The sequence below is a fragment of the Vibrio sp. R10-SF1-ISO8 genome (assembly GCF_059833805.1).
In genome coordinates this window covers 763,165-786,321 of the sequence record NZ_JCBDHL010000010.1, presented here as the reverse complement: position 1 = coordinate 786,321, position 23,157 = coordinate 763,165, and the positions used below count along the sequence as shown (strand labels likewise).

Genomic DNA, 23,157 nt, shown 5'->3' with positions numbered 1-23,157 from the left:
ACAAGTCACGTAGGTATTCAGGAAACTGATTCGTTCGGGGGAGAAGCTTGTGTCACACGGGGGAAAGCAAACCTGAATTTGGCTTGGTGGGTGATGTGAGGAACTCCTTCACCCATATTTTCTTACATTCTGTTATATAGAATCCATTCCTTACCAAATTCCTACTATTATTGCCTGCTCCATAATTCATATAATGATAGGCAGTAAAATATAAAAAATTGATCGAGGGCGAGCTAGATGGCGAGTGTCACGTTAAAAAATGTATGTAAAGCTTACGGTGACGTACTAATTTCCAAGAATGTTGATTTAGAAATCAAAGAAGGTGAGTTTGTTGTCTTTGTTGGTCCATCAGGTTGTGGTAAATCAACACTATTACGTTGTATTGCAGGCCTAGAAGACATCACATCAGGTGATCTCTACATTGGTGATGAGCACATGAATGATGTTGAGCCATCCAAACGTGGTGTTGGTATGGTGTTCCAATCTTACGCTCTTTACCCTCACTTAAACCTATACGACAACATGTCTTTTGGCCTTAAGCTGGCAAAAGCCGACAAAGGTGAAATCAGTAAGCGTGTTGAACATGCCGCTGAAATCCTACAATTGAGCCACCTTCTTGAGCGCCAACCTAAAGCGCTATCAGGTGGTCAGCGTCAGCGTGTTGCGATTGGTCGTACGCTGGTTTCACAGCCAAATGTGTTCCTACTTGATGAGCCGCTATCCAACCTTGATGCCGCCCTTCGTGTACAAATGCGCTCTGAAATCACTAAGCTTCAGCGCAAGCTTGGCTGTACCATGATTTATGTAACGCACGACCAAGTTGAAGCCATGACCATGGCAGATAAGATCGTTGTACTCGACGCAGGATTTGTCTCTCAAGTTGGTCGCCCACTAGAGCTTTACCACTACCCAGAGAACCGTTTTGTCGCTGGTTTCATTGGCTCACCAAAAATGAACTTTATGAGTGTCTTCATTGAAGCGGCTGAGAAAGATCGTGTCATGGTTCAGCTTGCGAATGGCACTGCGTTCTGGATTCCAGTTGATGGAACAACGGTTACTCGCGGTGAACGTATGTCGCTAGGTATTCGTCCAGAGCACTTGCTACCAGCAAACGAAGGTGATGCGACTATTGAAGGTGAAGTTAACATCGTTGAAAAACTAGGCAATGAAACTCAAGCCTACTTACACATCGATGCAGCCGATGCCGATATGATTTACCGCCAACCTGACACGCTAGATGTCGAACCAGGTGATAAACTGTCTGTGGGTATCCCAGCGCACCGTTGTCACCTATTCCATAGCGATGGTAAAGCGTGCCGCCGTCTGTACAAAGAAGCGGGTGTTGATTTCGAATAACCGCTAACTCTGAGACAAAAAGCTCCTTTGATAGGAGCTTTTTTATTGCTCGTTTATCTCTCTAGTAACACTAACTGGTCGCTTGCCATCACACGCGCCCTTTTCAAGATCATAGAGTGGATTACTTCCATGCAGACTCCAACGATGATCTTCCCTTGCTAGTTTCCGATACTGGGTAGGAGTCACCCCTATGTAAGTCTGGAACGTCTCATAGAATCGACTGCTTGAATTGAATCCCACTGTCAGCGCAATATCTAAAATGGTTCTATCCGTATCGCTTAGCAGTGCTCTTGCGTGATTGATCCGCATCGCTGTAATGTACTGCTTAATCGTCATCTGCATCGTGCGCTGAAAGACATTCATTGCATAGTTGGCATGTAAACCGACATGCTCTGCAATTTTTTTGGTGGTCAAAGGCATATTGTGGTGGGTCGCAATAAACTCGAGCATTTGACTGACATAAAATTGTGAATGTTTTGATACCCCTTTTTTCACCGAACTGTCGGCTTGGGTTGAAACCAACTGCTTCCAACCATCAACGCAAACTCGACGCAGCATCAACCCAATTTCATCAACGGCAAGCTGTTGACGACTTTCGGAATCATCACTCATTTCCCTAGCCCATCTAGCCAATTCAAATTCACTCACCAACGATGTCGAATCTGACTGTAAGACGCACCCATGGGTAATTTGATTAACAAGATCTCGGCTTAAAGGCCAAGACATAAACTGATGAATAGGGATATTGATAATACCCATATTGTGGCTTTTTCCCGGTTCAGTCAGGCGATGAGGAACAGAAGCCCAAAACAGCCCTACCGCCCCGTCTTCGATGACAATTGGCGTACCATTAACTATGTACTCGACATCGTCGCCAAATGGGATATTTACCTCAACCTGTCCATGCCAATGATAACCAGGCATGGAATGGGGAACTCGCGCTTCAACGTCGATCTTTTCATACGATGAATACAACGAAAGCGGGCTGACAAGTACACTGTCATTTGAGTACTCATTTTGCGTAACAAGATGCGTCGCTTCAGTTTCTCGTTTATTCATCATTGATTCCGTTAAAAATGGGATAATGTAGTTTTGCAAATCTCAAACCACAATACTCAGACCTAGCTCATACCAAACCATACTCTCCACACGCTGTAATGCCCTCGCTCATTGATATTCTGAATGCCGACATAATCCATCCCGCTTTGTATTCAATATCTCCCAAAAACTAAGATCTTCGCTACTGCAATTAAAAATATTAGAAAATAGGAGTTTGCGGTTTTTAAGTGAGACGAATCGTCACAACATACTCGGGTAATGTTGACTCATCCAACCCAATACGTGATAGATGAGGAAAAAGATAATGAATACCCCGAAGATCACCTTCATCGGTGCAGGTTCGACCATTTTTGTTAAGAACATTCTTGGTGACGTGTTCCACAAACCAGCCTTAAAGAACGCCCATATTGCACTAATGGACATTGACGGGACGCGTTTAGAAGAATCTTACCTAGTAGTGAGTAAACTGATGCAGTCTGCAGGTGCAACTGGCTCAATTAGCTGTCACTTGGACCAAAGAGAAGCACTGAAAAGTGCCGACTTTGTCGTCATCGCCTTTCAAATTGGAGGCTATGAACCATGTACCGTCACCGATTTTGAAGTGTGTAAACGACACGGATTGGAGCAGACCATCGCCGATACTCTCGGTCCGGGCGGCATCATGCGTTCTTTGCGTACAATTCCACACCTATGGAAAGTTTGTGAAGACATGAGCGAAGTGTGCCCTAATGCCACGATGCTTAACTACGTCAATCCTATGGCGATGAATACCTGGGCCATGTACGAGAAATACCCAAACATCAAACAGGTAGGTTTATGCCATTCTGTACAAGGCACGGCAGAAGAGCTGGCCCGTGATCTTAACCTCGACTACAAAGACCTCCGTTACACCTGCGCTGGCATCAATCATATGGCCTACTACTTAACCCTAGAGAAGAAGACAGAACAGGGTGACTATGTCGATATTTACCCAGATCTACTCGCTGCTTTTGAAAGTGGTCAAGCGCCTAAACCTGGTCTTCATCACAATGGTCGCTGCACCAACCTAGTTAGATACGAAATGTTTAAGAAGCTTGGGTATTTTGTCACTGAATCTTCTGAACATTTCTCTGAATACACCCCATATTTTATTAAGCCAAACCGCCCAGATTTGATTGAACGTTATAAAGTACCACTCGACGAATACCCAAAACGTTGTGTAGAACAAATTGCTGATTGGAAGCAAGATCTAGAAGCCTTTAAGAATGCTGATGAGATTACCGTTAATGAATCTCACGAGTATGCCAGCACGATCATGAATTCCATTTGGACCGGCACGCCAAGTGTTATCTATGGCAACGTAAAAAACGAGGCTCTAATCGATAACTTGCCACAAGGCTGCTGTGTTGAGGTTGCCTGTCTGGTCGATGCTAATGGTGTTCAACCAATCAAAGCGGGCCGACTGCCTAACCATCTAGCCGCATTGATGCAGACCAACATTAATGTGCAAACACTACTGACAGAAGCGATTTTAACTGAAAACCGTGAGCGAATTTATCATGCGGCTATGCTCGACCCTCACACAGCTGCTGTCTTGGGGCTAGAAGAGATTTACGCCTTAGTGGACGATCTGATTGAAGCGCACCGCGGCTGGTTACCAGATTGGGTCCATCCAAAAGTCTAACTAAAAATAACAACAAACATTTCTGATAACAAAATAACGTGAACAATATACGCCTCCGACAAAGGAGGCGTACCTAAGGAGCACCGATGAGCATTTCAATGAACACAAAGCTGAGTTACGGCTTTGGGGCATTTGGTAAGGACTTTGCCATTACCATTGTCTATATGTACCTGATGTTTTACTACACGGATGTAGTTGGCATCTCTGCGGCAACAGTAGGTACCATCTTTATCGTCGCCCGAATATGGGATGCGGTCAATGACCCTATTATGGGTTGGATCGTCAACAATACTCGTAGCCGCTGGGGCAAATTTAAACCTTGGATATTAGTTGGTACGATTACCAACTCGATTGTGCTGTTTATGCTGTTCAGCGCCCATCATATAGAAGGCCCATGGCTTATTGCTTATGCCGCCGTCACTTACATTTTATGGGGGATGACCTACACTTTGATGGACATTCCGTTCTGGTCGTTAGTCCCTACTCTGACACTAGATAAACGTGAACGTGAAGACCTCGTCCCTTACCCTAGATTTTTTGCAAGCCTCGCATGGCTTGTTACCGCTGCCATTGCTATGCCGTTCGTTAATTATGTGGGAGGCGACGACAAGGGTTATGGCTTCCAAGTGTTTACTTTACTGCTTATTGGCTGCTTTGTTGTCTCAACTTACATAACGTTAAGAAACGTTAAAGAGCGCTATTCGACGAACAAGCTAGACAGTAGTAAGCCCGAAGAGAAAGTAACACTGAACAAACTTCTTAAACTTATCTACAAAAACGACCAGCTAACCAGTGTCTTGTGTATGGCGCTGTCTTACAACCTTGCCACCAACATCATCACCGCGTTTGCTGTTTACTACTTTACTTATGTCGTCGGCAACGAAGACCTCTTCCCTTACTACATGGCATACGCTGGTATTGCTAACCTAATCACACTGGTTCTATTCCCTAAACTCGCCCAAATGTTTTCTCGCCGAACCCTGTGGGCGTGCGCTTCAAGTTTGCCAATTTTAGGTAGCGCGGTGCTTATCTATGTAGGTATGTACGATAAACAAAGCATTTTGTTGATATCCGCCGCTGGCGTTCTGCTACAAATCGGAACGGCACTGTTTTGGGTACTGAACGTAATCATGGTAGCGGACACCGTAGACTACGGTGAGTACAAGCTCGGCCAACGTTGCGAAAGTATCGCTTACTCTGTTCAAACTCTGGTTGTAAAAGCAGGCTCGGCTTTCGCTGCTTTCTTTATCGGTATTGCACTTACTGCTGTTGACTATGTCCCTAACGTCGTGCAAAGCCCAGAAACCGTGTTTGGCATGCAATGCATCATGATCGGTTTACCCGCCTTCTTTTTTGCTATTGCATTGGTTGTTTACTTCCGCTTCTACAAGCTCAATGGTCAGTATCACCAGAACATCCAAGACCAACTCACCGAAAAGTACCAACATGTTACCGATAGTGAATCAGAATTAAATGGCAAGCCAAAAGCCACCAACCCAGCTCAAGCTACATAGCTGTATAGCTGTATAGCGGGCACCGCCCGCTTTTTTATGCGCAAACTTCCCTACATCCAATAAATCAATAACGAGAAGATTATGAAACGGAACCTATTAGCCTGCGCTATCGTCGGTACGATCGCTGCGTCGGGTGTTACTTATGCCAAACACAATGACAACCTCATAACAAATCCTAGCTTTGAAAATAAAGGGCTAGGCTGGGATTACTGGTTTGCTAATATCAAGAATGATTCAGCATACCAAGGTGAATACCGCGGCAGAATCGCGACAGGTACAACACATAGCATCAGCCAAACCGTAACCATTACTGAAACTGGTTATTATGACTTATCTGCCTATGTTATCAGTCCTTCCTCTGATGCCTCTTTAATCATCACTAATCTCCATGACGAAGTTTTGTTTAGCAAGCCGGTAAAAAAGAGTAAAAAATATAAGCTAAATACTCTTAAACATATTGCACTAGAGAAAGGCGAGCAGATAAAAGTCTTTGTTATAGGGTCTGATAAAGGGGGCGTGAGTGTCGACAATGTGAGCTTATCTAAAAACCATAAAAGCAAGCCATTGAGCTTCAATCAAATCATCCAGTTCAATGCAGAAGAACAATCTGGCCTGACGAACATCAATCGAGAAAATCAGCGCGTTGAGTTTCAAGTGCCATACGGCACAGATTTAACTCAAGTGACCATTGGCAACCTTAAAATATCAGACGCTAGCGCAACCTCAATCAATGAGGGAGACGTACTCGACTTTACTCATCCAATTACAGTCAAGTTAACCGCTAAAGACCATAAACCAGAGCACTGGACACTCATCGCCAGAGAACAACCCAAGCAGCTAGTTGTGACCTCTTCGAACGTAAAACTACAAGACTCATTTTCGTGGGCAATGGATAAAACCGAACGGTTTGTCATGACAGGTCACCACGATCTAGTGAACCGAGATGAAAACAATAACGATGGAACGGGAACAGCCGATTACATCCCCTCCTATTGGGCGGGATATTTTGACCGAACGGCTTTTTATTCGCGTGATTTCCTGCATCAGGCAAGTGGCGCTATGCTGGCAGGTCTAGACGCAGAGAACTTCTCGATGTTTAAAACCTTCGCTAAGCACTCCACAGAATCAAGAAAGTGGTACACGCTTTGGGCAGTGAACTTTGATGGCACACCTCATACGATCGACTATGTCGACGATTCTTGGTTTGTTAGAGAAGTGCCAGCCCAATTTGAATTTGTCGAAAAAGCGTGGCAGCAGTATCTATGGACCGGAGACAAGCGCTATATTGAAGATGCAGACCTTTGGCAATTCTATACAAAAGTGCTGACTGACTATATCGCTCTTCACGACGACCAAGATCCAAATGGTATCGCAGAAGGTTATGGCGGTATATTCGAAGGCTCAGCAACCTACAATGAACGTGGTGAATTTCCAATCGAAGCTGGCGACGCCATTGGCTCTCAGTATCAAGCGACTCTCGCCTACTCTAAAATGCTTGAAGCTCGTCAAGATTACAGTCAAGCCGCTGTTTGGAGTGAGAAAGCACGACAGCTCAAAGAATTCTTTAATCACGAGTGGAGTATCGCAGACCCTAATGACCCGCTCGGAAACTATGTAAACATAGTACAAAAAGACGGCGTGCGTCTTAACGACTTTGGCAAAGAAAACAGCTGGTTTATGCCGATGAAACGCGTTACCAATCCGGGTGAGCGCAATGATAAATATCTCGATTTCATTGCCGAAAAGCTCGGTGATGGTATTGGATCGACTCCTGAAGCACCGAACAACATTGAAGCCTATACCTATATCCCTGAAACTTACTTCCCCTACAATCGCAATGAGGAAGCTTGGAAGTGGATGCAATACATCATGGACAAAAAAGACGAACCCCATGAACGCCCTACTCAAGGAACCAATGGTGATTATCCTGAGCTATCTTTCACTTTTATTTCCAACACCATCGAAGGACTAATGGGCATTAAGCCTAATGCTTCTGAAGATCGTATCATTACGGCTTCACACCTAACTAATAACATTGAGTGGTTAGAGGCAAAACACTTAATCATGGGCGAACATGAGCTTACCGTGCGACATGAAGGGGTGAATAAAACGAGCTTGACCAACAACTCAACTCAGTCGCTTGAGTGGGAAGCTTGGTTCTATGGTGAGTATCCGTCACTCATAGTTGATGGTCAATCAACCATGGCTAGCCAAAAGCAAATCAACGGACAACTGGTCAGTTACGTCATTGTGAATGTTGAAGGCCAGCAGCAGCGAACCGTGTCGAAGTAACAACCACAAAGAGGCTCTCTCGTCATCGAGAGCCTCATTTTTCATATAGGCTATTCTTTTTTGTCACTACTGCCATTCCGTTTAAACAATCCTTCCATTAACTCCATAGGCAATGGGAAAGCAATAGTCGAACTCTTTTCTCCGGCAATCTCCGTCAGCGTTTGCAAGTAACGCAATAGCATCGCATTGGGTTGAGTCGCCATTTTGCTTGCTGCTTCAACAAGCTTTTCCGATGCCTCCATTTCACCAGAAGCATGTATCACTTTCGCCCTTCGAGCACGCTCAGCTTCCGCTTGTTTGGCGATCGCTCGAATCATACTCTCATTAAGATCAACATGTTTTATCTCTACATCAGATACTTTAATACCCCAGCCATCAGAACGCGCATCTAGTATGGTTTGGATATCCGTATTGAGCATCTCCCGATTGGCGAGCATTTCATCGAGTTCATGTTGACCTAAAACAGAGCGTAAGGTCGTTTGCGCGAGTTGAGACGTTGCCGCTAAATAATCCTCTACGTTGATGATTGCTTTTTGTGCATCGACCACTCTAAAGTAGATCACTGCATTAACTCGAACAGAGACATTATCACGACTAATGACGTCTTGACTCGGTACGTCCATCACTACTGTTCGCATATCAACTTTGACGATCTGTTGAATCATGGGAATAACAATGATCAACCCTGGCCCTTTGACCATTTGAAAGCGGCCAAGGAAAAAAATGACGCCGCGTTCATACTCGCGCAACACGTGGAACATGCTGAATGCAATCAAAAGTACCAATACGACAATCAGTATTGGGGTCAGCATGCCACTAGTGATTATCTGTTCCATCATAGCCACTTCCTTGCTGTTTACTAATTTTCAAACTCAGACCATCGATGGCCTCGACTATGACAATATCTCCACGAGAGAAACTGTCATCACCATGCGCAGCCCAGCGCTCACCTGCTATATGCACATAACCTTCCGCTGTAAAGCTGTTTTCGACAACCGCTTGCTGACCAATCAGGCATTCGACACCACTCACCACCTGACTTTGTCTAAGCTGCAACACTCTGCGTAAAACAAACACAACAAACGCTGCTGATAGCACCGCTATTGAATAGATAAGATTTAACGAGACTTGTAGCTCTGGTAGATCACTATCGATAAGAAATATCGATCCCAAGACGAATGCGATAACACCGCCAAATCCTAAAATGCCAAAACTTGGCACAAGCGACTCAGCCACCAGCAGTCCTATACCCAGTAGAATTAAACCAATTCCGACGTAGTTCACTGGCAACATCTGGAAAGCATAAGTCGCAATCAGAAGACAAATCGCACCGACGACACCCGCCACGCCAAATCCAGGGCTGTAGAACTCTAGCAACAAACCGTAGATACCAATCATCATTAAGATATACGCGATATTCGGATCGGTGATTGTAGAGAGAAACTGATGACGCCAATCCGGTGTCTTATACTCGACTTTTACATTTTCAGTTACTAACTGGCTGTTGGTTTCATTTAAGCTAACAGTTAGCCCATCAGATTGGATAAGGAGTTGTTCAGGCGTATCAGCAATGAGATTGATGACATTTTTCTCTAACGCTTCACTCGATGAAAGTGTGGCGGCTTCTCTAACCGCTTTTTCCGCCCATTCTGCATTTCTACCACGCAACTGCGCAAGCGAACGTATATAAGCAATAGAATCATTGAGCATTTTCTTTTCCATTGCCGACGGCTCGTTTGATGACTCATCAGATTGCTCTGAATTACCTCCACCAATACTCACAGGTGTCGCCGCTCCCAAAGTCGTCGCAGGAGCCATTGCTGCAATATGGCAAGCATACAGAATAAATGTACCGGCACTGGCAGCGCGCGCACCTTGAGGATAGACCAAACACAAAATAGGAACTTTTGAGGCGAGAATAGATTGGTTGATCTCTCTAAGACTGCTAACTAGGCCACCGGGAGTATCGATTGTCAGCACTAGAGCAGGTATATTCGGGGTTTGGTTTGCTAACGTAATTTCTTCAATCACGTAGTCCCCCACAGCAGGGCCGATTGCTCCGCTGATATTGATAACAGGAACCACCTTGGCCGTACTAGACGCCGGCTCACTTGAGCTAAAAACAGATGGTCCTGACAAAAGTACAAAGCAAAACAAAAGTGCTTTGACAATCCGTAAGGACATCTGACTTTCCCATTTTTCAGTCTATTATCAGTTTAGACTATTTAAATCATCACAATAGTGGCGCATTGTGTTCAACTAGAATAAAAATGGAGAGCAAAAGCTCTCCATTAAAACATTGTAGCGAGACTACTTTTTAATTGGCGTGTAGCCGTACTCTTCAATCAAAGATTTTGCTTGGTTGCTGTTTAAGTAGTTAATAAATGACTTGGAGTCTTCATCTACTTTGTCAGGATTGTATAGAACAAGGAAAGGACGAGATAATTCATACTGACCCGTGGCGATTGTTTTGTTGCTCGCTTCTACCCCTTCAAACTGGATCGCTTTGATCGAACTATCAACTGAACCTGTAGAAACGAAACCAATAGCTTGTTTATTGTGGTTAACAATCGTCTTTACCATGCTGTTGCTGTTTACCACTAAATTATCTGGGTTGATGTCAGACACCAGACGATTATTAATGATTTTCGTCAATCCCATCAAGCTTTCAAAGCTATAGCGCGATCCAGAAGAAGCTTCACGCGTGACAACCGCGATTTTTTGATCGTTTCCACCTAGCTGTTTCCAGTTAGTTATTTTGCCTTTATAGATATCAAACAATTGCTCGCGAGTAACGTTCTGAATCGGGTTAGATTTATTCACCACCACTGCTAATCCATCAAAAGCAATTGGCTTAACAGTGAGAGATTCATCTTGTTCGCTTTCTGTTAGGTAACGAGAACTCATGCCTACATCAGCCACACCTTTCTTAACCAGCGTAATACCGGCTGACGAACCAATGCCTTGAACCGCAACGTAGCTGTCTGGATGAGTGCTATTGTAATCTTCTGCGAGCACGTCCATGACACGAGCAACCGAAGTCGAGCCTGAAACATTCACCTCTTTAGCCAACGTTGGCACGGAAAACAGCGATGTAGATAAAAGTGCAGCCAACGCAACACGAACCATAATAAACTCCCCACTAATAGATGCGACTGGTTATAACTAAACAGCGCTATGTTATTGCGGTTAGATGACATTTTTGTGAAAGCCTATGCAGACAATAAAATATCTAGTACATACTATGCTTAAGTTAGAGAAGTGTAACCTTTTGCACAGATACTCATATTGTTGAAGTGAGAGCGTAATGGGGCTAGTGAGTTTACTACAACGTCAAGTCGAGAGCAGAGCGCAGCTTATCTGTAAGCAACGCAATCAAAGTACGCCTGCTGAATTGGGCAAAGCAAGCTTTGAAAGCATGAACAATGGCGTCATTTTTATCAAGCAGCACTTTTTACTTGATTCTAGCCACTGCAATTACATGAATCCAATCGCGAAAGTGGCGTGGAACGGAGAGCTGAATCAGTGGCAGCTATTCATGCCACAAGAAACGGATAATGAACAGTGGGTGCCCTACCCATATTTAGCTCAAAGTAGCGACCTAACTGCTATCATGCGCGAAATCGATAAAGACCCGAAAGAGATGTTTTGGCAGGATTAGGAGAGCAAGTGCTCTCCTATAACTATTGTTCTAAAACTTGTAAGTCGAACCAATGTAGAAAGACCCCATACCCAAAGTATGTTCTGTGGTTTTCTTGGTTAATGAATCTTCAACCTCAGCAGCAAACGCATCAACTTCATAGCCTGCTCTAACCGCCCAGCCATCAAACATTGCAGGTGCATACTCAAGACCAAGCCCTGCGCGAACGGCAAACGTGCTTGAGGACTTGTTGATCAAATAGCTTGTTGCACCGGCATTTCGTACATCCCAACTAACAATACCTGCGCCAATTACCCCGTAAGGTCTTAGACCGTTATCAAAGGTGTAACCTAAATTGGCTGCCACCATAAGGGACTCACTGTCCATCGTCAGTGCTTTAGTGTTAGACAATTTAGTATTGGCTGTACCGTATTTTGTGTACTGAGCTTCAATCGCAGCGATCTTATTAAACTGATAGCCACCAATCAGCTTGAATGAAGCGCCATCAGTCTCAGTTGAAGTCGCGCCATTAGTAACACTTTTACCAAATCCATCATCGTCGTAGCTCGTATCACCGATACCCGCACCAATATAAAAGCCATCAACTTTCTGAGCTGCAAATGTAGGTAGCGCTACAAGCGCTGCAAGTAAAACAACCTTTTTCATCATTCTTACCTAATATTCCCTAATGAATTAAATCGGTTACAAACTATAGGAATATCCAATAAGCGTCTTTATGCGAAATGTATAGAATTGTCTGAGCTTTGTCATACACCAGTCAAATACCTAGTATCACTACATTACAACAGCGAATTAATTTACTAAGACCGGAGCAACAAAAAAGGCGCTGTAATAGCGCCTTTGAGGTAACTTTAATGAACTGATTCGTTACTCTGCTGAGGATTCAGCTTCTGTCGCAGTCTTCACTTCTTCAAAGATTTGTGTCGGTTTGGCTACTAGGCTGCGGTTTTCCTGATTTACGTCAGTCAGAACCACCTCTAGCACATCACCTAAGCGGTAAGTCACTTGTTTATCGATTGAAACCGTGCCATTTTCACCATTGCACTCAAGGCGCTCTTTGTTGGCTAAGATAAGTGAGCCAGGAATAAATGCCGCAGCGCCGTTTTCAATCAAGCGGATACGCATACCTGCACGGTTGATATCGAAAATCTCACCGTTGAACTTGGTCTCTTTAGCTGGTTCATCTGCAAGGGTACGAGCATATAACCAATCACCAACATTGCGCTCAGCAATTTTGTGGTGCTTTCGATGAATCGCTAGCTCTTCACCGACACTATCATCGGCCGTCTGCACTGGTTCTGTGCCTAAGATGTGCGCTTTAAGCATACGGTGGTTGATCATATCGCCATATTTGCGAATTGGTGATGTCCACGTCGCATATAGGTCAAGACCCATTGCATAATGCGGTAGAGGCTGGTTACCAATTTCGCTGTAAGCTTGAGCTTTGCGGATTCGGTTATCTAGGTAAGAAGTTTCTTGGCTTCCCAACCAACGACGCAGCGCCGCAAACCCTTCTAGAGTCGCGATAAATTCAGCGGTAAACGGCTGTTCACCTTCTGGGTTTACCAAATTGACGACATCTTCAATCTTTTCCGGCTTGAAGCCTGCGTGAGTGTTAAATACACCCGAGTTAAAGCTTGATTGCAGCGTTTTGCCCGCGCAAATGTTTGCTGTAATCATTGCCTCTTCTACTAGGCGGTTAGCGCTACGACGCATGTCGGCATGAATAGCGACAACATCGTTATCTTCACTCAGTTCAAATCGGTAGTCTGGGCGGTCAGGGAAAACGACGGCATGTGTTTCACGCCACTCAGCTCGAGCACGTGAGAAGTCATAGAGATCACGAACGATTTCTGCGATTTCTTCACTTGGTTGCCAAGCGTCTGAACTACCATTTTCAATCCAATCGGAAACATGGTCGTAAGCCAAGCGAGCATGAGATTTAATGTTGGCAGCGAAGAACTTAATGTCATCTCCGATAACACCCTCTTTCGTCACGGTCACACTACAACATAGAGCTGGACGTGCTTCACCCTCTATCAATGAACATAGGTCATCGGCAAGGTCACGTGGAAGCATCGGAATATTGCGCCCCGGTAAGTAGATGGTAAAACCACGCTCGCGCGCCACTTTGTCCATATCACTATCAGGTGTGATGTAGGCAGTAGGATCAGCAATCGCAATCGTCAGTTTGAAATCACCAGAATCTGTCTTTTTAGCATACAGCGCGTCATCCATATCTTTGGTTGACTCACCATCAATGGTCACAAACGGAACGTGTGTCATATCGATTCGTTCAAGATCCGCGTCGTCTTTTAGTTCCCAGCTATCTAGTCCTGCTGGTTCGCTATTTGGCAGATCATTTTGAGCCAAGGTTACCCACCAAGGTGCTATCTTGTCATCGGCATCAGTAATTTTGTCGCTGATTTCGACAAAGAAGCCATTATCACCCTTAAGTGGATGACGAATAAGGTGTGCAACCACCCAATCACCTTCTTTAAGATCATCACTCTTGATGCCTTTACGTGTCTTAGCTTTTAAAGATAACTTTTTAAGTTGAGGATGGTCTGGCGTAACGTTCAGTTTGCCTTTGAATAGTTTAACTCGGCCAATAAAACGGTTAAGCCCTTGTTCAAGTAGCTCTTCTGGTTCAGCTTGCTCGCGATCTTTCTCTGTACGAATGATCGCTTTTACCTTGTCGCCGTGCATACATTTTTTCATGTACGGAGGCGGGATAAAGAAACTTGTCTTACTATCCACTTCAAGGAAACCAAAGCCTTTCTCTGTCGCTTTGATTGTGCCTTCTTTTTTAGGCAGGGTTTCTTGGATTTGCTGCTTAAGTTGAGCCAGTAAAGGGTTATCTTGAAACATCTATCTTGTTTTACCGAGTAAGTAACCGAAAAATTGCGCCCACTATATCACCGAGCCCTTGCCCCTGCTAGCGTAGAAGCATGACAATCTGGTGTTTAACGAACAATTCAATCAGTTAGCAATCCCCCTAGATTTGTGCATAAATTTCGCACCTAATGCATCTAGACGAACAAAAACTACACAAAAATTCTCAGATCAGGAAAAAATTGTGATGAAATTCAATTTTTTCTAGCTTTTTTTGTGCTTTTAGGGAATAATCCGCCCCCTCATATTGGTGCCCCCCTATCTGTTCATGGTTTTTTAGAATGAACGGACAGTTATTAACACCAATATCTCTTACGTCCCTAGTGGCTTGATGCGATTTACGACTTTTCCGCATCTGAACGGAATCAGCTCTCAACTGGATTGGTATTGGAATTGGTAGAGCTCGTGGGACCTTTTGTTGACATTATATAGTAGGATCCCAATGACAGATTCTGTAATTCAGTTTAGCGATCTAGCGCTTAACGACTCTATCCTTTCAGCTCTTGATGGTATGGGTTTTGTTTCACCAACTCCAATTCAGGCTGCTGCTATCCCGCACCTATTGGCTGGTAAAGACGCACTAGGTAAAGCTCAAACTGGTACTGGTAAAACTGCAGCTTTCTCTCTACCTCTTCTAAACAAGCTAGACCTTGCACAGCGTAAACCTCAAGCAATCGTACTTGCTCCAACTCGTGAACTAGCGATCCAAGTAGCGGCTGAAGTTAAGAACTTAGGTCAAAACATCGCTGGTCTTAAAGTTCTTGAAATCTACGGTGGTGCATCGATCGTTGATCAAATGCGCGCACTAAAAAACGGTGCTCACATCGTTGTTGGTACTCCGGGCCGTGTTCAAGACCTTATCAACCGTGACCGTCTACACCTAGACGAAGTACACACATTCGTTCTTGATGAAGCGGATGAGATGCTAAACATGGGCTTCGTTGATGACGTAACTGAAATCATGGAGCACGCGCCTGAATCAGCACAACGTGTACTATTCTCTGCGACTATGCCTCCTATGCTTAAGAGCATTGTTGAGCGCTTCCTACGTGATCCTGAAACAGTAGACGTTGCAGGTAAAAACCACACTGTAGATAAAGTAGAGCAGCAGTTCTGGGTTGTTAAAGGTGTAGAAAAAGACGAAGCAATGTCTCGCCTTCTAGAAACTGAAGAGACTGACGCGTCAATCGTATTCGTACGTACTCGTCAAGACACTGAGCGCCTAGCCGATTGGCTATGTGCACGTGGCTTCAAAGCTTCTGCACTACACGGTGATATTCCTCAGTCTCTACGTGAGCGTACTGTTGATCACATCAAACAAGGTGTTATCGACATTCTAGTTGCAACTGACGTTGTAGCACGTGGCCTTGACGTTCCACGTATCACGCACGTATTCAACTACGACATCCCATTCGATGTTGAGTCTTACATCCACCGTATCGGCCGTACAGGTCGTGCTGGACGTAAAGGTAAAGCGATCCTTCTAGTTCGCACTAACCAACTACGTATGCTTCGCACTATTGAACGTGTAACTAAGTCATCAATGGAAGAGATTCAACTTCCACACCGTGACAAAGTTGCAGAAGCTCGCGTTGCAAAACTTGGTGCCGAGCTTGAAGCAGATAAAGAACATAAAGCACTAGAGAAGTTCTCTGAGCTAGTTGAAAAACTACAAGAATCTCTTGAGCTAGACGCGGCAACACTGGCTGCCATTCTTCTTAAGCGTCAGCAAGGTAAGCGCCCACTATTCTACATTGGTGAAGACCCAATGATTGAAGCGATTGAGCGTGACAAGCAACGTCGTAAGGAGCGTCGTGAAGGCGGCCGTGATGGTCGTGGTCGTGACCGTAACTTCAACAACCAAGACTGGGATACATACCAGCTGCAAGTTGGTCGTGAGCAAGGCGTTCAGGTTAAAGACATCGTTGGCGCATTGGCAAACGAGCTTGGCCTAGTTAAAGGTTCAATCGGTGCGATTAAACTAGCACAAGGCGAAACTTACGTTCAGCTACCAAAAGCAATGTCGTCTGAGACAGCTAACAAGCTACGTAAACTACGCATTCGTCAGAAAGAAGTTGGCGCGGTAGTGTGTGACTTTGATGACTTCCGTGAGCCTCGTGGTCGTCGTGATGGCGGTCGCCGTGACGGTGGACGTCGCGATGGTGGTGGTTACCGTGGCAACCGTGATGGAAACCGCGAAGGTGGTTACCGTGGCAACCGTGATGGAAACCGCGAAGGTGGCTACCGTGGCAACCGTGAAGGCGGTCGTGGTAATCGCGAAGGTGGTCGTCGTGATGGCGAGCGTCGCTTTGACCGTAACCGTGGTGGCGATCACCGTGGTAACTACCGTGGCGAACGTGGCCATGGTCGTGGTAACCGCGAAGATTAATCACCTCTGCTAGCAAGCATTAAAAAAGGAGCCAAATTTGGCTCCTTTTTTTGTCCGTTGATTTTGCGCTGCTTCAACCAAACTCTTGATACAAAAAAGCCATTTGGCAGAACCAAATGGCTTTGTTAGTTTAACTCTGATTACTCGCTATCAGGTTTAGGCGGTGTTTTCTTCTTAGGAATAAACACGCTATCACCCACTGCTACATTCTGGTGGAAGCTCTTGTCACGCTTGACTGGCTTCTTCGCTGACTTCTTCGCTTGTGGCTTGGCTTTGTTAGTCGCTTTGCCCTTGTTACGGAAATCAGGTTTACGCGGTTTCAAACCTTTAAACTTGCCTTTTAACCCTTCAAGCTCAGAGAAGTTTAAGTCTTGCTGTAGATAAGCCTCTACACGCTTAAAGCTATCCCAGTCTTTTGGACCTACCAGAGAAACGGCATCACCTTTATTACCAGCACGGCCTGTACGACCTACACGGTGAACATATTCTTCCGTATGTTTTGGCATGTCGAAGTTTACAACATGGGTAACGTTAGCGATATCTAGACCACGAGAAGCGACGTCTGTCGTGACCAGTATTTTGAACACAGCGCGTTCAAACTGACTCATGATGGTATTACGTTGAGTCTGGTTTAAGCTACCGCTAAGCGCGATTGCTTTGAGCTTCTTCTCGTTAAGTTTTTCTGTTAAACGCTCTGTATCAACACGCGTTGCAGTAAAGATAATCAGCTGTTTGTATTCTGCTTCTTCTAGAATGCGCTCTAAGATTGCTTCTTTATGATCAAGATGGTCGCACAGGTAGAACTTCTGAGTAATGTCAGTATGCTTTTCTGTCGCAGCACCAATTGCAATACGTTTTGGAGCATCTAACATCTCCATAGCAATATCATTAACTTCAGCATGATCTAGCGTTGCTGAGAACATAAGAGTTTGGCGACGACGGTGTTTAGCCGCGTTGTGAATACGGCGAAGCTCTGGTGCGAAGCCAAGATCTAGCATACGGTCAGCTTCATCAAGCACTAGAGTTTCAAGGCCGTCTAGAAATAGAGAGCGATGCTCAAGGTGATCGGCTAAACGTCCAGGTGTTGCGACAATAAACTTAGGGTAACGGCGCAGAGCTTTCACTTGATCGTTAAAGTTTTCACCACCAACAATTAACGTCGCATCGTATGATAGTCCACCTAACATTGAGCGCAGCTCACCATACACTTGCTTCGCAAGCTCGCGTGTCGGAGCAAGAATAACTGCACGCGGATCCTTTGCAGAGAATGCTTTGTTTTTTAGCGACTTGTGTAGCATAGGTAATACAAAAGCTAGCGTCTTACCAGAACCTGTCTTTGAAGAAGCCAACAGATCTTTGCCAGCAATTGCGACAGGTATCGCACGCTGCTGAATTTCTGTCGCCTTCTTAAAGTCAAAGTGCTTCAAGTTCTTAAGTAAGCGATTGTCTAAACCTAAATCTTTAAAGTGCAAAGTATTCTCCAATTGGTCACACAGCGTTGTCATCACAGCTCGAAAAGCTTCGTACAACACGAATTATTCAAAAACAGGCTATGATAACTGGATTCACTCTGAGAGGATAGAGATCACAGAAAATATTCTTTTCCCCGTACTTTTACTCTAAATGTCAGTTCTATGTCTCTTGCATCTATTGCTCTTACCAATGAGACGTAGCTCAACTAATTTGATAATTACTTAAATTCTTGGGTTTTTTTGACTTTTGCTGGCTTTAGCAAGCGTAAAATTAGGGCTACACTGATTGACGTCACTATACGATAAAAAGGTATAGGACATATTTTTGATACTTATTTATGCAAGGAGTTCTCTCATGAACAAAATGTTGATCGCAGCTGCAGCATCTTCTGTTCTTCTACTAGCGGGTTGTGCATCTGGTCCAGACGAAGCGACAACGGCGAAAATGGATGAGCTAAGCAATCAAGTAAGCCAGCTAAGCCAAGACGTTCAAGCGCTACAATCTGAAGTACGTAAGTCTGGTGACTCTGCAATGGCAGCACAAGAAGAAGCAGCACGTGCAAACGAACGTATCGACAACATTGCTCAGTCTTACACTAAGTAATCTCGTCTTTTAAAAGAAAGGGTCTGCATGCAGACCCTTTCTTTTTTCTTTAGTTTATCAGTGTCGGGGCGACTATTTCGACTGGCACGCCATTTTGCGCCAATATAGCAGCTCTTGCTTTCACATCCGATTGATCAAATTCCTCTAACCACCAACTAAGCTCTTGTGGTATCTCAAGCACTTTCTTTACGCCGTCACTACGTGTTAATGGCTCATGTGCTTCTAGGAACACACTACGATCTGGTTCTAGTGCAACCTTTATAGGCTCATTTATCACAGTGACTTTGTCCCCAAGCTTAACTTGAGGGAATAACCACTCGATATCTTTTGGCTCCATACGAATACACCCCGAACTCACCCGAAGGCCGATGCCGAAGTCTTTGTTAGTCCCGTGAATAAGATAATCACCTGCACCATGCGCCAATCGCAGAGCATATTCACCCAGAGGATTTTCTGGACCAGCGGGTACCACTGCCGGTAATTCAATCCCTTTGGCTAAATAATCTTTGCGAATTGAAGCAGGAGGAGTCCAAGTCGGATTTGGACGTTTTTGGCTAATGGAGGTTTCCATTTCAGGCGTATCTCGCCCTACTCGCCCTATACCAACCGGAAATATATGCACTTTGTTAGACTCTGGCTCGAAATAGTAAAGTCGAAGTTCCGCTAGATTAATCACGATCCCCTCGCGATCTACGTTCGGCAATATTATTTGAGTTGGAATCGTTAAAACATAATCCGCCTTAGGCAAAAACGGGTCGACCCCTTTGTTGGCAGCCATCAACGACAAGAAACCGACATCGTATTGCTTGGCAATATTGGCGAGCGTCTCCCCTTCTTGTACCTGATGGTACTGAGTTCGCCCCACGATACTACTGCCCTCTACAGGTAACTCATACGTCGCAGCAAAAAGAGGCGAGCTGACACAACACAAGAATGCGAGAAACTTACGCACCATTTAAACTTCCTTGGCTTCTTTATAGAGGCTTAAGGTTATCTCTCTTTCGGTCTTATGATCAACTATCGGTTCTGGATATGACAAATCTTTAGCATTACCCCACTTGTGAGGTTGATGGATGTACTTGTCTGGCACGTTCATTAGCTCTGGAATCCAACGCCGAATAAAAGTGCCATCAGGGTCAAAGCGCTCTCCCTGTGTCGTCGGATTAAAAATACGAAAGTAAGGTTGCCCATCACAGCCTGTCGACGCACACCACTGCCAACCACCGTTATTGGCGGCATAGTCCCCATCTACGAGTTTGGAAATAAAATAGTGTTCACCAACACGCCAATCAGCGTGAAGATCTTTAACTAGAAAGCTCGCCACTATCATTCTCAAACGATTATGCATCCAACCTGTTTCGTTAAGCTGACGCATTGCCGCGTCGACAATCGGATAACCTGTCAGGCCTTTTTTCCACGCATCGATGGCCTCTATAGGATTGAGCCAGACTAAATGGTCTCCCCATGAAGTAAAGCTCTTACCTTGCGACAATTTTGGTTCAAAGTAGGCTAAATGCTGATAAAACTCGCGCCAAATCAATTCGCTTTGCCAAGCCTCACGTCCACCACTTAAAGGAAGGGCTTGCTGGTACATGAGCCTTGCCATGCATTGTCTGACAGAGAGCGCTCCAATGGCTAAATAGGGAGAAAGAGTACTTGTGCCGTCAATCGCGGGGAAATCACGATGGGAATGATAGCTATCAACCTTGTCACTATCGAAACTTCTTAACGCTTGGATTATCTGCTCAGTATCTACAGCGTATCTTTCACTCGATACTCTTGGGTAGTCAAAATCACACTGGACTGAAAATTCTTCCACACTATTTGATGTCAGCTCCCCTCTCCTCAGTTGAGGAGTTAGCTTTGTGACAGCAACTGGATGACAATACATTGCGGCCAAGTAGGCGCGTTTGAACGGGGTGAATACCTTGAAGTAGTCACCTTGCTTGTTAACCACGCTGCCGGGTTTGAGAATGCATTTGTCATCATAGCTGTTACATTCAATCCCCTCAGTCACGAGAAGCTCGGATAGTAACTCGTCTCTGCAACGCTCATTGAGTTCATACTCTTTGTTAACATAAACGCCGCTCGCGCCTTGTTTTACCGCGACTTCAGCTACCAATCTCGCGGCATCTTTATAAGAATCCTTTTGAGCGTAGTAGAGGGAGATGTTTTTCTTACTCAGGTCGTGTTGCAATGCCAAAAGTCGACTATAAATTAAATCAGCCTGAATCGGGGCAAGTGAGTGTTCCTGCCAAGTTTGCGGCGTTGCAATATACAGAGCAACAACAGGATCTCCACTTGAACACGCTTCGCTCAAAGCGGTATTGTCTTCAACACGTAAATCTCTTCGCAGCCAGACTATCTTCATATTCAGACCTTACTTTTCTATTAAGTCTGAAAGGACAACCTGTCCTGAAAATGATGACTTTATCTTTCCAACAATAGCGATTTGTCCAGTTGTCAAAGGACGCGAGCTATAAATAGCGACGGTGTCGTACGCATTCAGCCCTTCGTGTTCAACTAGGCCGGACAAATCTTCGATTCCATCTATGATGACTAGGTTTTTGCCTGACTCTGATAAATGCAATGCCCAAAGACGTGCATGTATGTCGTTAACGCTATCGTAATTAATAAATAAGCATTTCCCGGACTTAGCGGCTTTGTTCTCTGCTTCAATAATTGCGTTGAGCCGAGCAACAAAAATGGACTCCATCAACCCCTTTTGTAAGGCACGCAAGCCGATTCTAACCACAGACAGTGCTTTCTCTGTCGGCTTCACAAACTGCTTTTGCACCACACCAAGTGGGTACTCTTTAAAAACAGTACTTACGATTGAATCCGCTTTTCCTTTGTTCAAATCCGCTAATGCCTGTAAGAAAGCACTCACTTCATCCAACTGCTCACTCACTAGATACTGCTCGCCTTTATTTGGTTCAGTGGACTCTAGTACGTCTTTTACTTTACCAATCGGAACTCCTTTACTCAGCCAACCTTGTATCTCTCCTATCAAGGCGATGTGTTCATCGGTATACAAGCGATGGCCTTTTTCAGTTCGTTGAGGTTGCACTAGGCTGTAACGTCGCTGCCACGCGCGTAAGGTTACTGGCTTAACCCCAGTAATCTCAGAGATCTCGCGAATCGCGTACAGTTTTTTCTCATAGCCCATATCTTAAACGTAACTCCTGTGGGTGAGGTTGCAGAAAAGCTTGGTCTTCCAAATAAGCATCTGGATGATCCGCTAAATAGTGCTTAATTAGTGTTAATGGTGCAAGCAAGGGAAGAAGCCCTACTCTATAGTCCTCTATGACTTGTCTCAGCTCTTTTTTCTGTGACTTGCTGAGCTCTCGCTTAAAATACCCCTGAAGATGCATTAATACATTGGTATTGTTTTTCCTACTTGCTCTGTGTGAAACCGCTGCCATCAAAGCGACTCTGTATAGCTTGTAGAACTCTTCAATGTCGTAATCCTTAACATTTGCCACGAGTTTACCAAGCTCTTTGTATGAAGCGGGGTGATGAGCCATTAAGGTCAATTTGTAGCGAGAGTGAAACGCAACGATCTTCCCACGAGTAGGTTCATCACCGACAGAATCATAAAAGTCTCTGAGTGTGTAAATACGAGTGATAAAGTTCTCTTTCAAAACCGGATCGTTGAGTCGACCATCTTCCTCTACCGGCAACCAAGGCATGGCTTTCATCAGCTCATTAGTGTACAAGCCTACCCCTACATTCTCTGCGCTGTTCTTTTTGTAGACTTTAACGCGCTCCATTCCGCACGTTGGGGATTTAGCGCATACGATGTAACCACACAATTCTTCTCGCTCAAGCTCTACAACTTTGTTCTTCGAGTAATCAACGACAGCCTGCGTATGCTCTTTGGTAGGATCTTTCGTTTCCACCAAAGCAATTCTATCCTCATTGGACATCAATCGTATAGTTGGCCTAGGAACAGGCATTCCAGAACCCACTTCAGGGCAAACAGGAACAAATTCGAAATATGGAGAAAGCTCCTTGGTGACAAACTTACTAACTTTGTGTCCTGAATCAAATCGAACACGCTCACCTAAAACACAAGAACTGATACCTATTTTTATCTGCTGCTGATTCATCATGGACTCCTTTGCCTAGCCAAGCTGTACAAAAACATTTCTTGTATAAGTTTTAGCACAATTCCCAAATGCTGTACAAAATAAATGTTTGTATAATGTGTATTTAACCTACGTGATTAACCACATTTTGGTTCACTGAA

18 protein-coding genes are annotated in these 23,157 nt (G+C 44.6%); 7 read left to right on the top strand and 11 right to left on the bottom strand.

The window, feature by feature from the left end; all coding sequences use genetic code 11:
- Positions 1 to 237 precede the first annotated feature (237 nt).
- A complete protein-coding gene (gene malK, locus AC6R00_RS09210) occupies positions 238 to 1,356 on the top strand; it encodes a maltose/maltodextrin ABC transporter ATP-binding protein MalK (protein ID WP_004744592.1) in 1,119 nt (372 codons plus the stop codon).
- 42 nt (positions 1,357 to 1,398) lie between these two features.
- Here the strand turns inward: malK and melR are convergent, their stop codons facing one another.
- Entirely contained in the window at positions 1,399 to 2,415 is a 1,017-nt protein-coding gene (melR, locus tag AC6R00_RS09205) for a transcriptional regulator MelR (RefSeq protein ID WP_500640185.1), read from the bottom strand.
- 304 nt (positions 2,416 to 2,719) lie between these two features.
- Between melR and AC6R00_RS09200 the strand changes: the two genes are divergently transcribed.
- The 3 genes from AC6R00_RS09200 (at position 2,720) to AC6R00_RS09190 (ending at position 7,884) form a co-directional block, all read left to right on the top strand.
- Positions 2,720 to 4,078, top strand: coding sequence for an alpha-glucosidase/alpha-galactosidase (locus AC6R00_RS09200; RefSeq protein WP_500640163.1), 1,359 nt, complete (start codon positions 2,720 to 2,722; stop codon positions 4,076 to 4,078).
- An 86-nt stretch (positions 4,079 to 4,164) separates the two neighbouring features.
- Positions 4,165 to 5,592 (top strand): melibiose:sodium transporter MelB, encoded by a 1,428-nt coding sequence (gene melB / locus AC6R00_RS09195; protein ID WP_500640162.1) that lies wholly within the window; start codon positions 4,165 to 4,167, stop codon positions 5,590 to 5,592.
- Positions 5,593 to 5,673: 81 nt separating this feature from the next.
- Positions 5,674 to 7,884 (top strand): SGBP N-terminal domain-containing protein, encoded by a 2,211-nt coding sequence (locus AC6R00_RS09190; protein WP_500640161.1) that lies wholly within the window; start codon positions 5,674 to 5,676, stop codon positions 7,882 to 7,884.
- A gap of 50 nt (positions 7,885 to 7,934) precedes the next feature.
- Here AC6R00_RS09190 and AC6R00_RS09185 read toward each other — a convergent pair whose 3' ends face one another.
- The 3 genes from AC6R00_RS09185 to AC6R00_RS09175 all read right to left on the bottom strand — a co-directional run bounded on the left by AC6R00_RS09185 (position 7,935) and on the right by AC6R00_RS09175 (position 11,013).
- Entirely contained in the window at positions 7,935 to 8,723 is a 789-nt protein-coding gene (locus tag AC6R00_RS09185) for a slipin family protein (RefSeq protein WP_500640160.1), read from the bottom strand.
- Positions 8,701 to 10,068 (bottom strand): NfeD family protein, encoded by a 1,368-nt coding sequence (locus tag AC6R00_RS09180; RefSeq protein ID WP_500640159.1) that lies wholly within the window; start codon positions 10,066 to 10,068, stop codon positions 8,701 to 8,703. Before AC6R00_RS09180 ends, AC6R00_RS09185 begins: the two co-directional genes overlap by 23 nt.
- Positions 10,069 to 10,194: 126 nt before the next feature.
- Positions 10,195 to 11,013 carry a phosphate ABC transporter substrate-binding protein gene (locus tag AC6R00_RS09175; RefSeq protein WP_500640158.1) on the bottom strand — a complete coding sequence of 273 codons (819 nt, stop codon included), beginning with the start codon at positions 11,011 to 11,013 and terminating at the stop codon, positions 10,195 to 10,197.
- A gap of 178 nt (positions 11,014 to 11,191) precedes the next feature.
- Here AC6R00_RS09175 and AC6R00_RS09170 point away from each other — a divergent pair, with 178 nt between their 5' ends.
- A complete protein-coding gene (locus tag AC6R00_RS09170) occupies positions 11,192 to 11,545 on the top strand; it encodes a DUF3024 domain-containing protein (RefSeq protein ID WP_500640157.1) in 354 nt (117 codons plus the stop codon).
- Positions 11,546 to 11,575: 30 nt separating this feature from the next.
- Here AC6R00_RS09170 and AC6R00_RS09165 read toward each other — a convergent pair whose 3' ends face one another.
- Entirely contained in the window at positions 11,576 to 12,190 is a 615-nt protein-coding gene (locus AC6R00_RS09165) for a porin family protein (RefSeq protein WP_500640156.1), read from the bottom strand.
- A gap of 222 nt (positions 12,191 to 12,412) precedes the next feature.
- Positions 12,413 to 14,416, bottom strand: a complete 2,004-nt coding sequence (gene rnb, locus AC6R00_RS09160; RefSeq protein ID WP_500640155.1) for an exoribonuclease II — start codon at positions 14,414 to 14,416, stop codon at positions 12,413 to 12,415.
- A 466-nt stretch (positions 14,417 to 14,882) separates the two neighbouring features.
- Between rnb and AC6R00_RS09155 the strand changes: the two genes are divergently transcribed.
- Entirely contained in the window at positions 14,883 to 16,829 is a 1,947-nt protein-coding gene (locus tag AC6R00_RS09155) for a DEAD/DEAH box helicase (protein ID WP_004744581.1), read from the top strand.
- A 140-nt stretch (positions 16,830 to 16,969) separates the two neighbouring features.
- Here the strand turns inward: AC6R00_RS09155 and AC6R00_RS09150 are convergent, their stop codons facing one another.
- The gene (locus AC6R00_RS09150; protein WP_500640184.1) at positions 16,970 to 18,313 is read right to left on the bottom strand and encodes a DEAD/DEAH box helicase; all 1,344 of its coding nucleotides are present in this window, start codon (positions 18,311 to 18,313) and stop codon (positions 16,970 to 16,972) included.
- A gap of 343 nt (positions 18,314 to 18,656) precedes the next feature.
- Here AC6R00_RS09150 and AC6R00_RS09145 point away from each other — a divergent pair, with 343 nt between their 5' ends.
- Positions 18,657 to 18,905, top strand: coding sequence for an Lpp/OprI family alanine-zipper lipoprotein (locus tag AC6R00_RS09145; RefSeq protein ID WP_004744579.1), 249 nt, complete (start codon positions 18,657 to 18,659; stop codon positions 18,903 to 18,905).
- 49 nt (positions 18,906 to 18,954) lie between these two features.
- On the opposite strand, the gene AC6R00_RS09140 is transcribed toward AC6R00_RS09145, so the two are convergent.
- The 4 genes from AC6R00_RS09140 to AC6R00_RS09125 are packed head-to-tail and all read right to left on the bottom strand — an operon-like array spanning position 18,955 to position 23,017.
- Positions 18,955 to 19,860 (bottom strand): L,D-transpeptidase family protein, encoded by a 906-nt coding sequence (locus AC6R00_RS09140; RefSeq protein ID WP_500640154.1) that lies wholly within the window; start codon positions 19,858 to 19,860, stop codon positions 18,955 to 18,957.
- Complete coding sequence (gene phrB, locus AC6R00_RS09135) at positions 19,861 to 21,276, bottom strand: deoxyribodipyrimidine photo-lyase (protein ID WP_500640153.1); 1,416 nt, start codon at positions 21,274 to 21,276, stop codon at positions 19,861 to 19,863. It abuts the gene before it with no gap.
- 9 nt (positions 21,277 to 21,285) lie between these two features.
- The gene (locus AC6R00_RS09130) at positions 21,286 to 22,074 is read right to left on the bottom strand and encodes a MerR family transcriptional regulator (protein ID WP_500640152.1); all 789 of its coding nucleotides are present in this window, start codon (positions 22,072 to 22,074) and stop codon (positions 21,286 to 21,288) included.
- Positions 22,064 to 23,017, bottom strand: coding sequence for a YbgA family protein (locus AC6R00_RS09125; protein WP_500640183.1), 954 nt, complete (start codon positions 23,015 to 23,017; stop codon positions 22,064 to 22,066). The genes AC6R00_RS09130 and AC6R00_RS09125 overlap by 11 nt, the downstream gene beginning before the upstream one ends.
- Positions 23,018 to 23,157 lie beyond the last annotated feature (140 nt).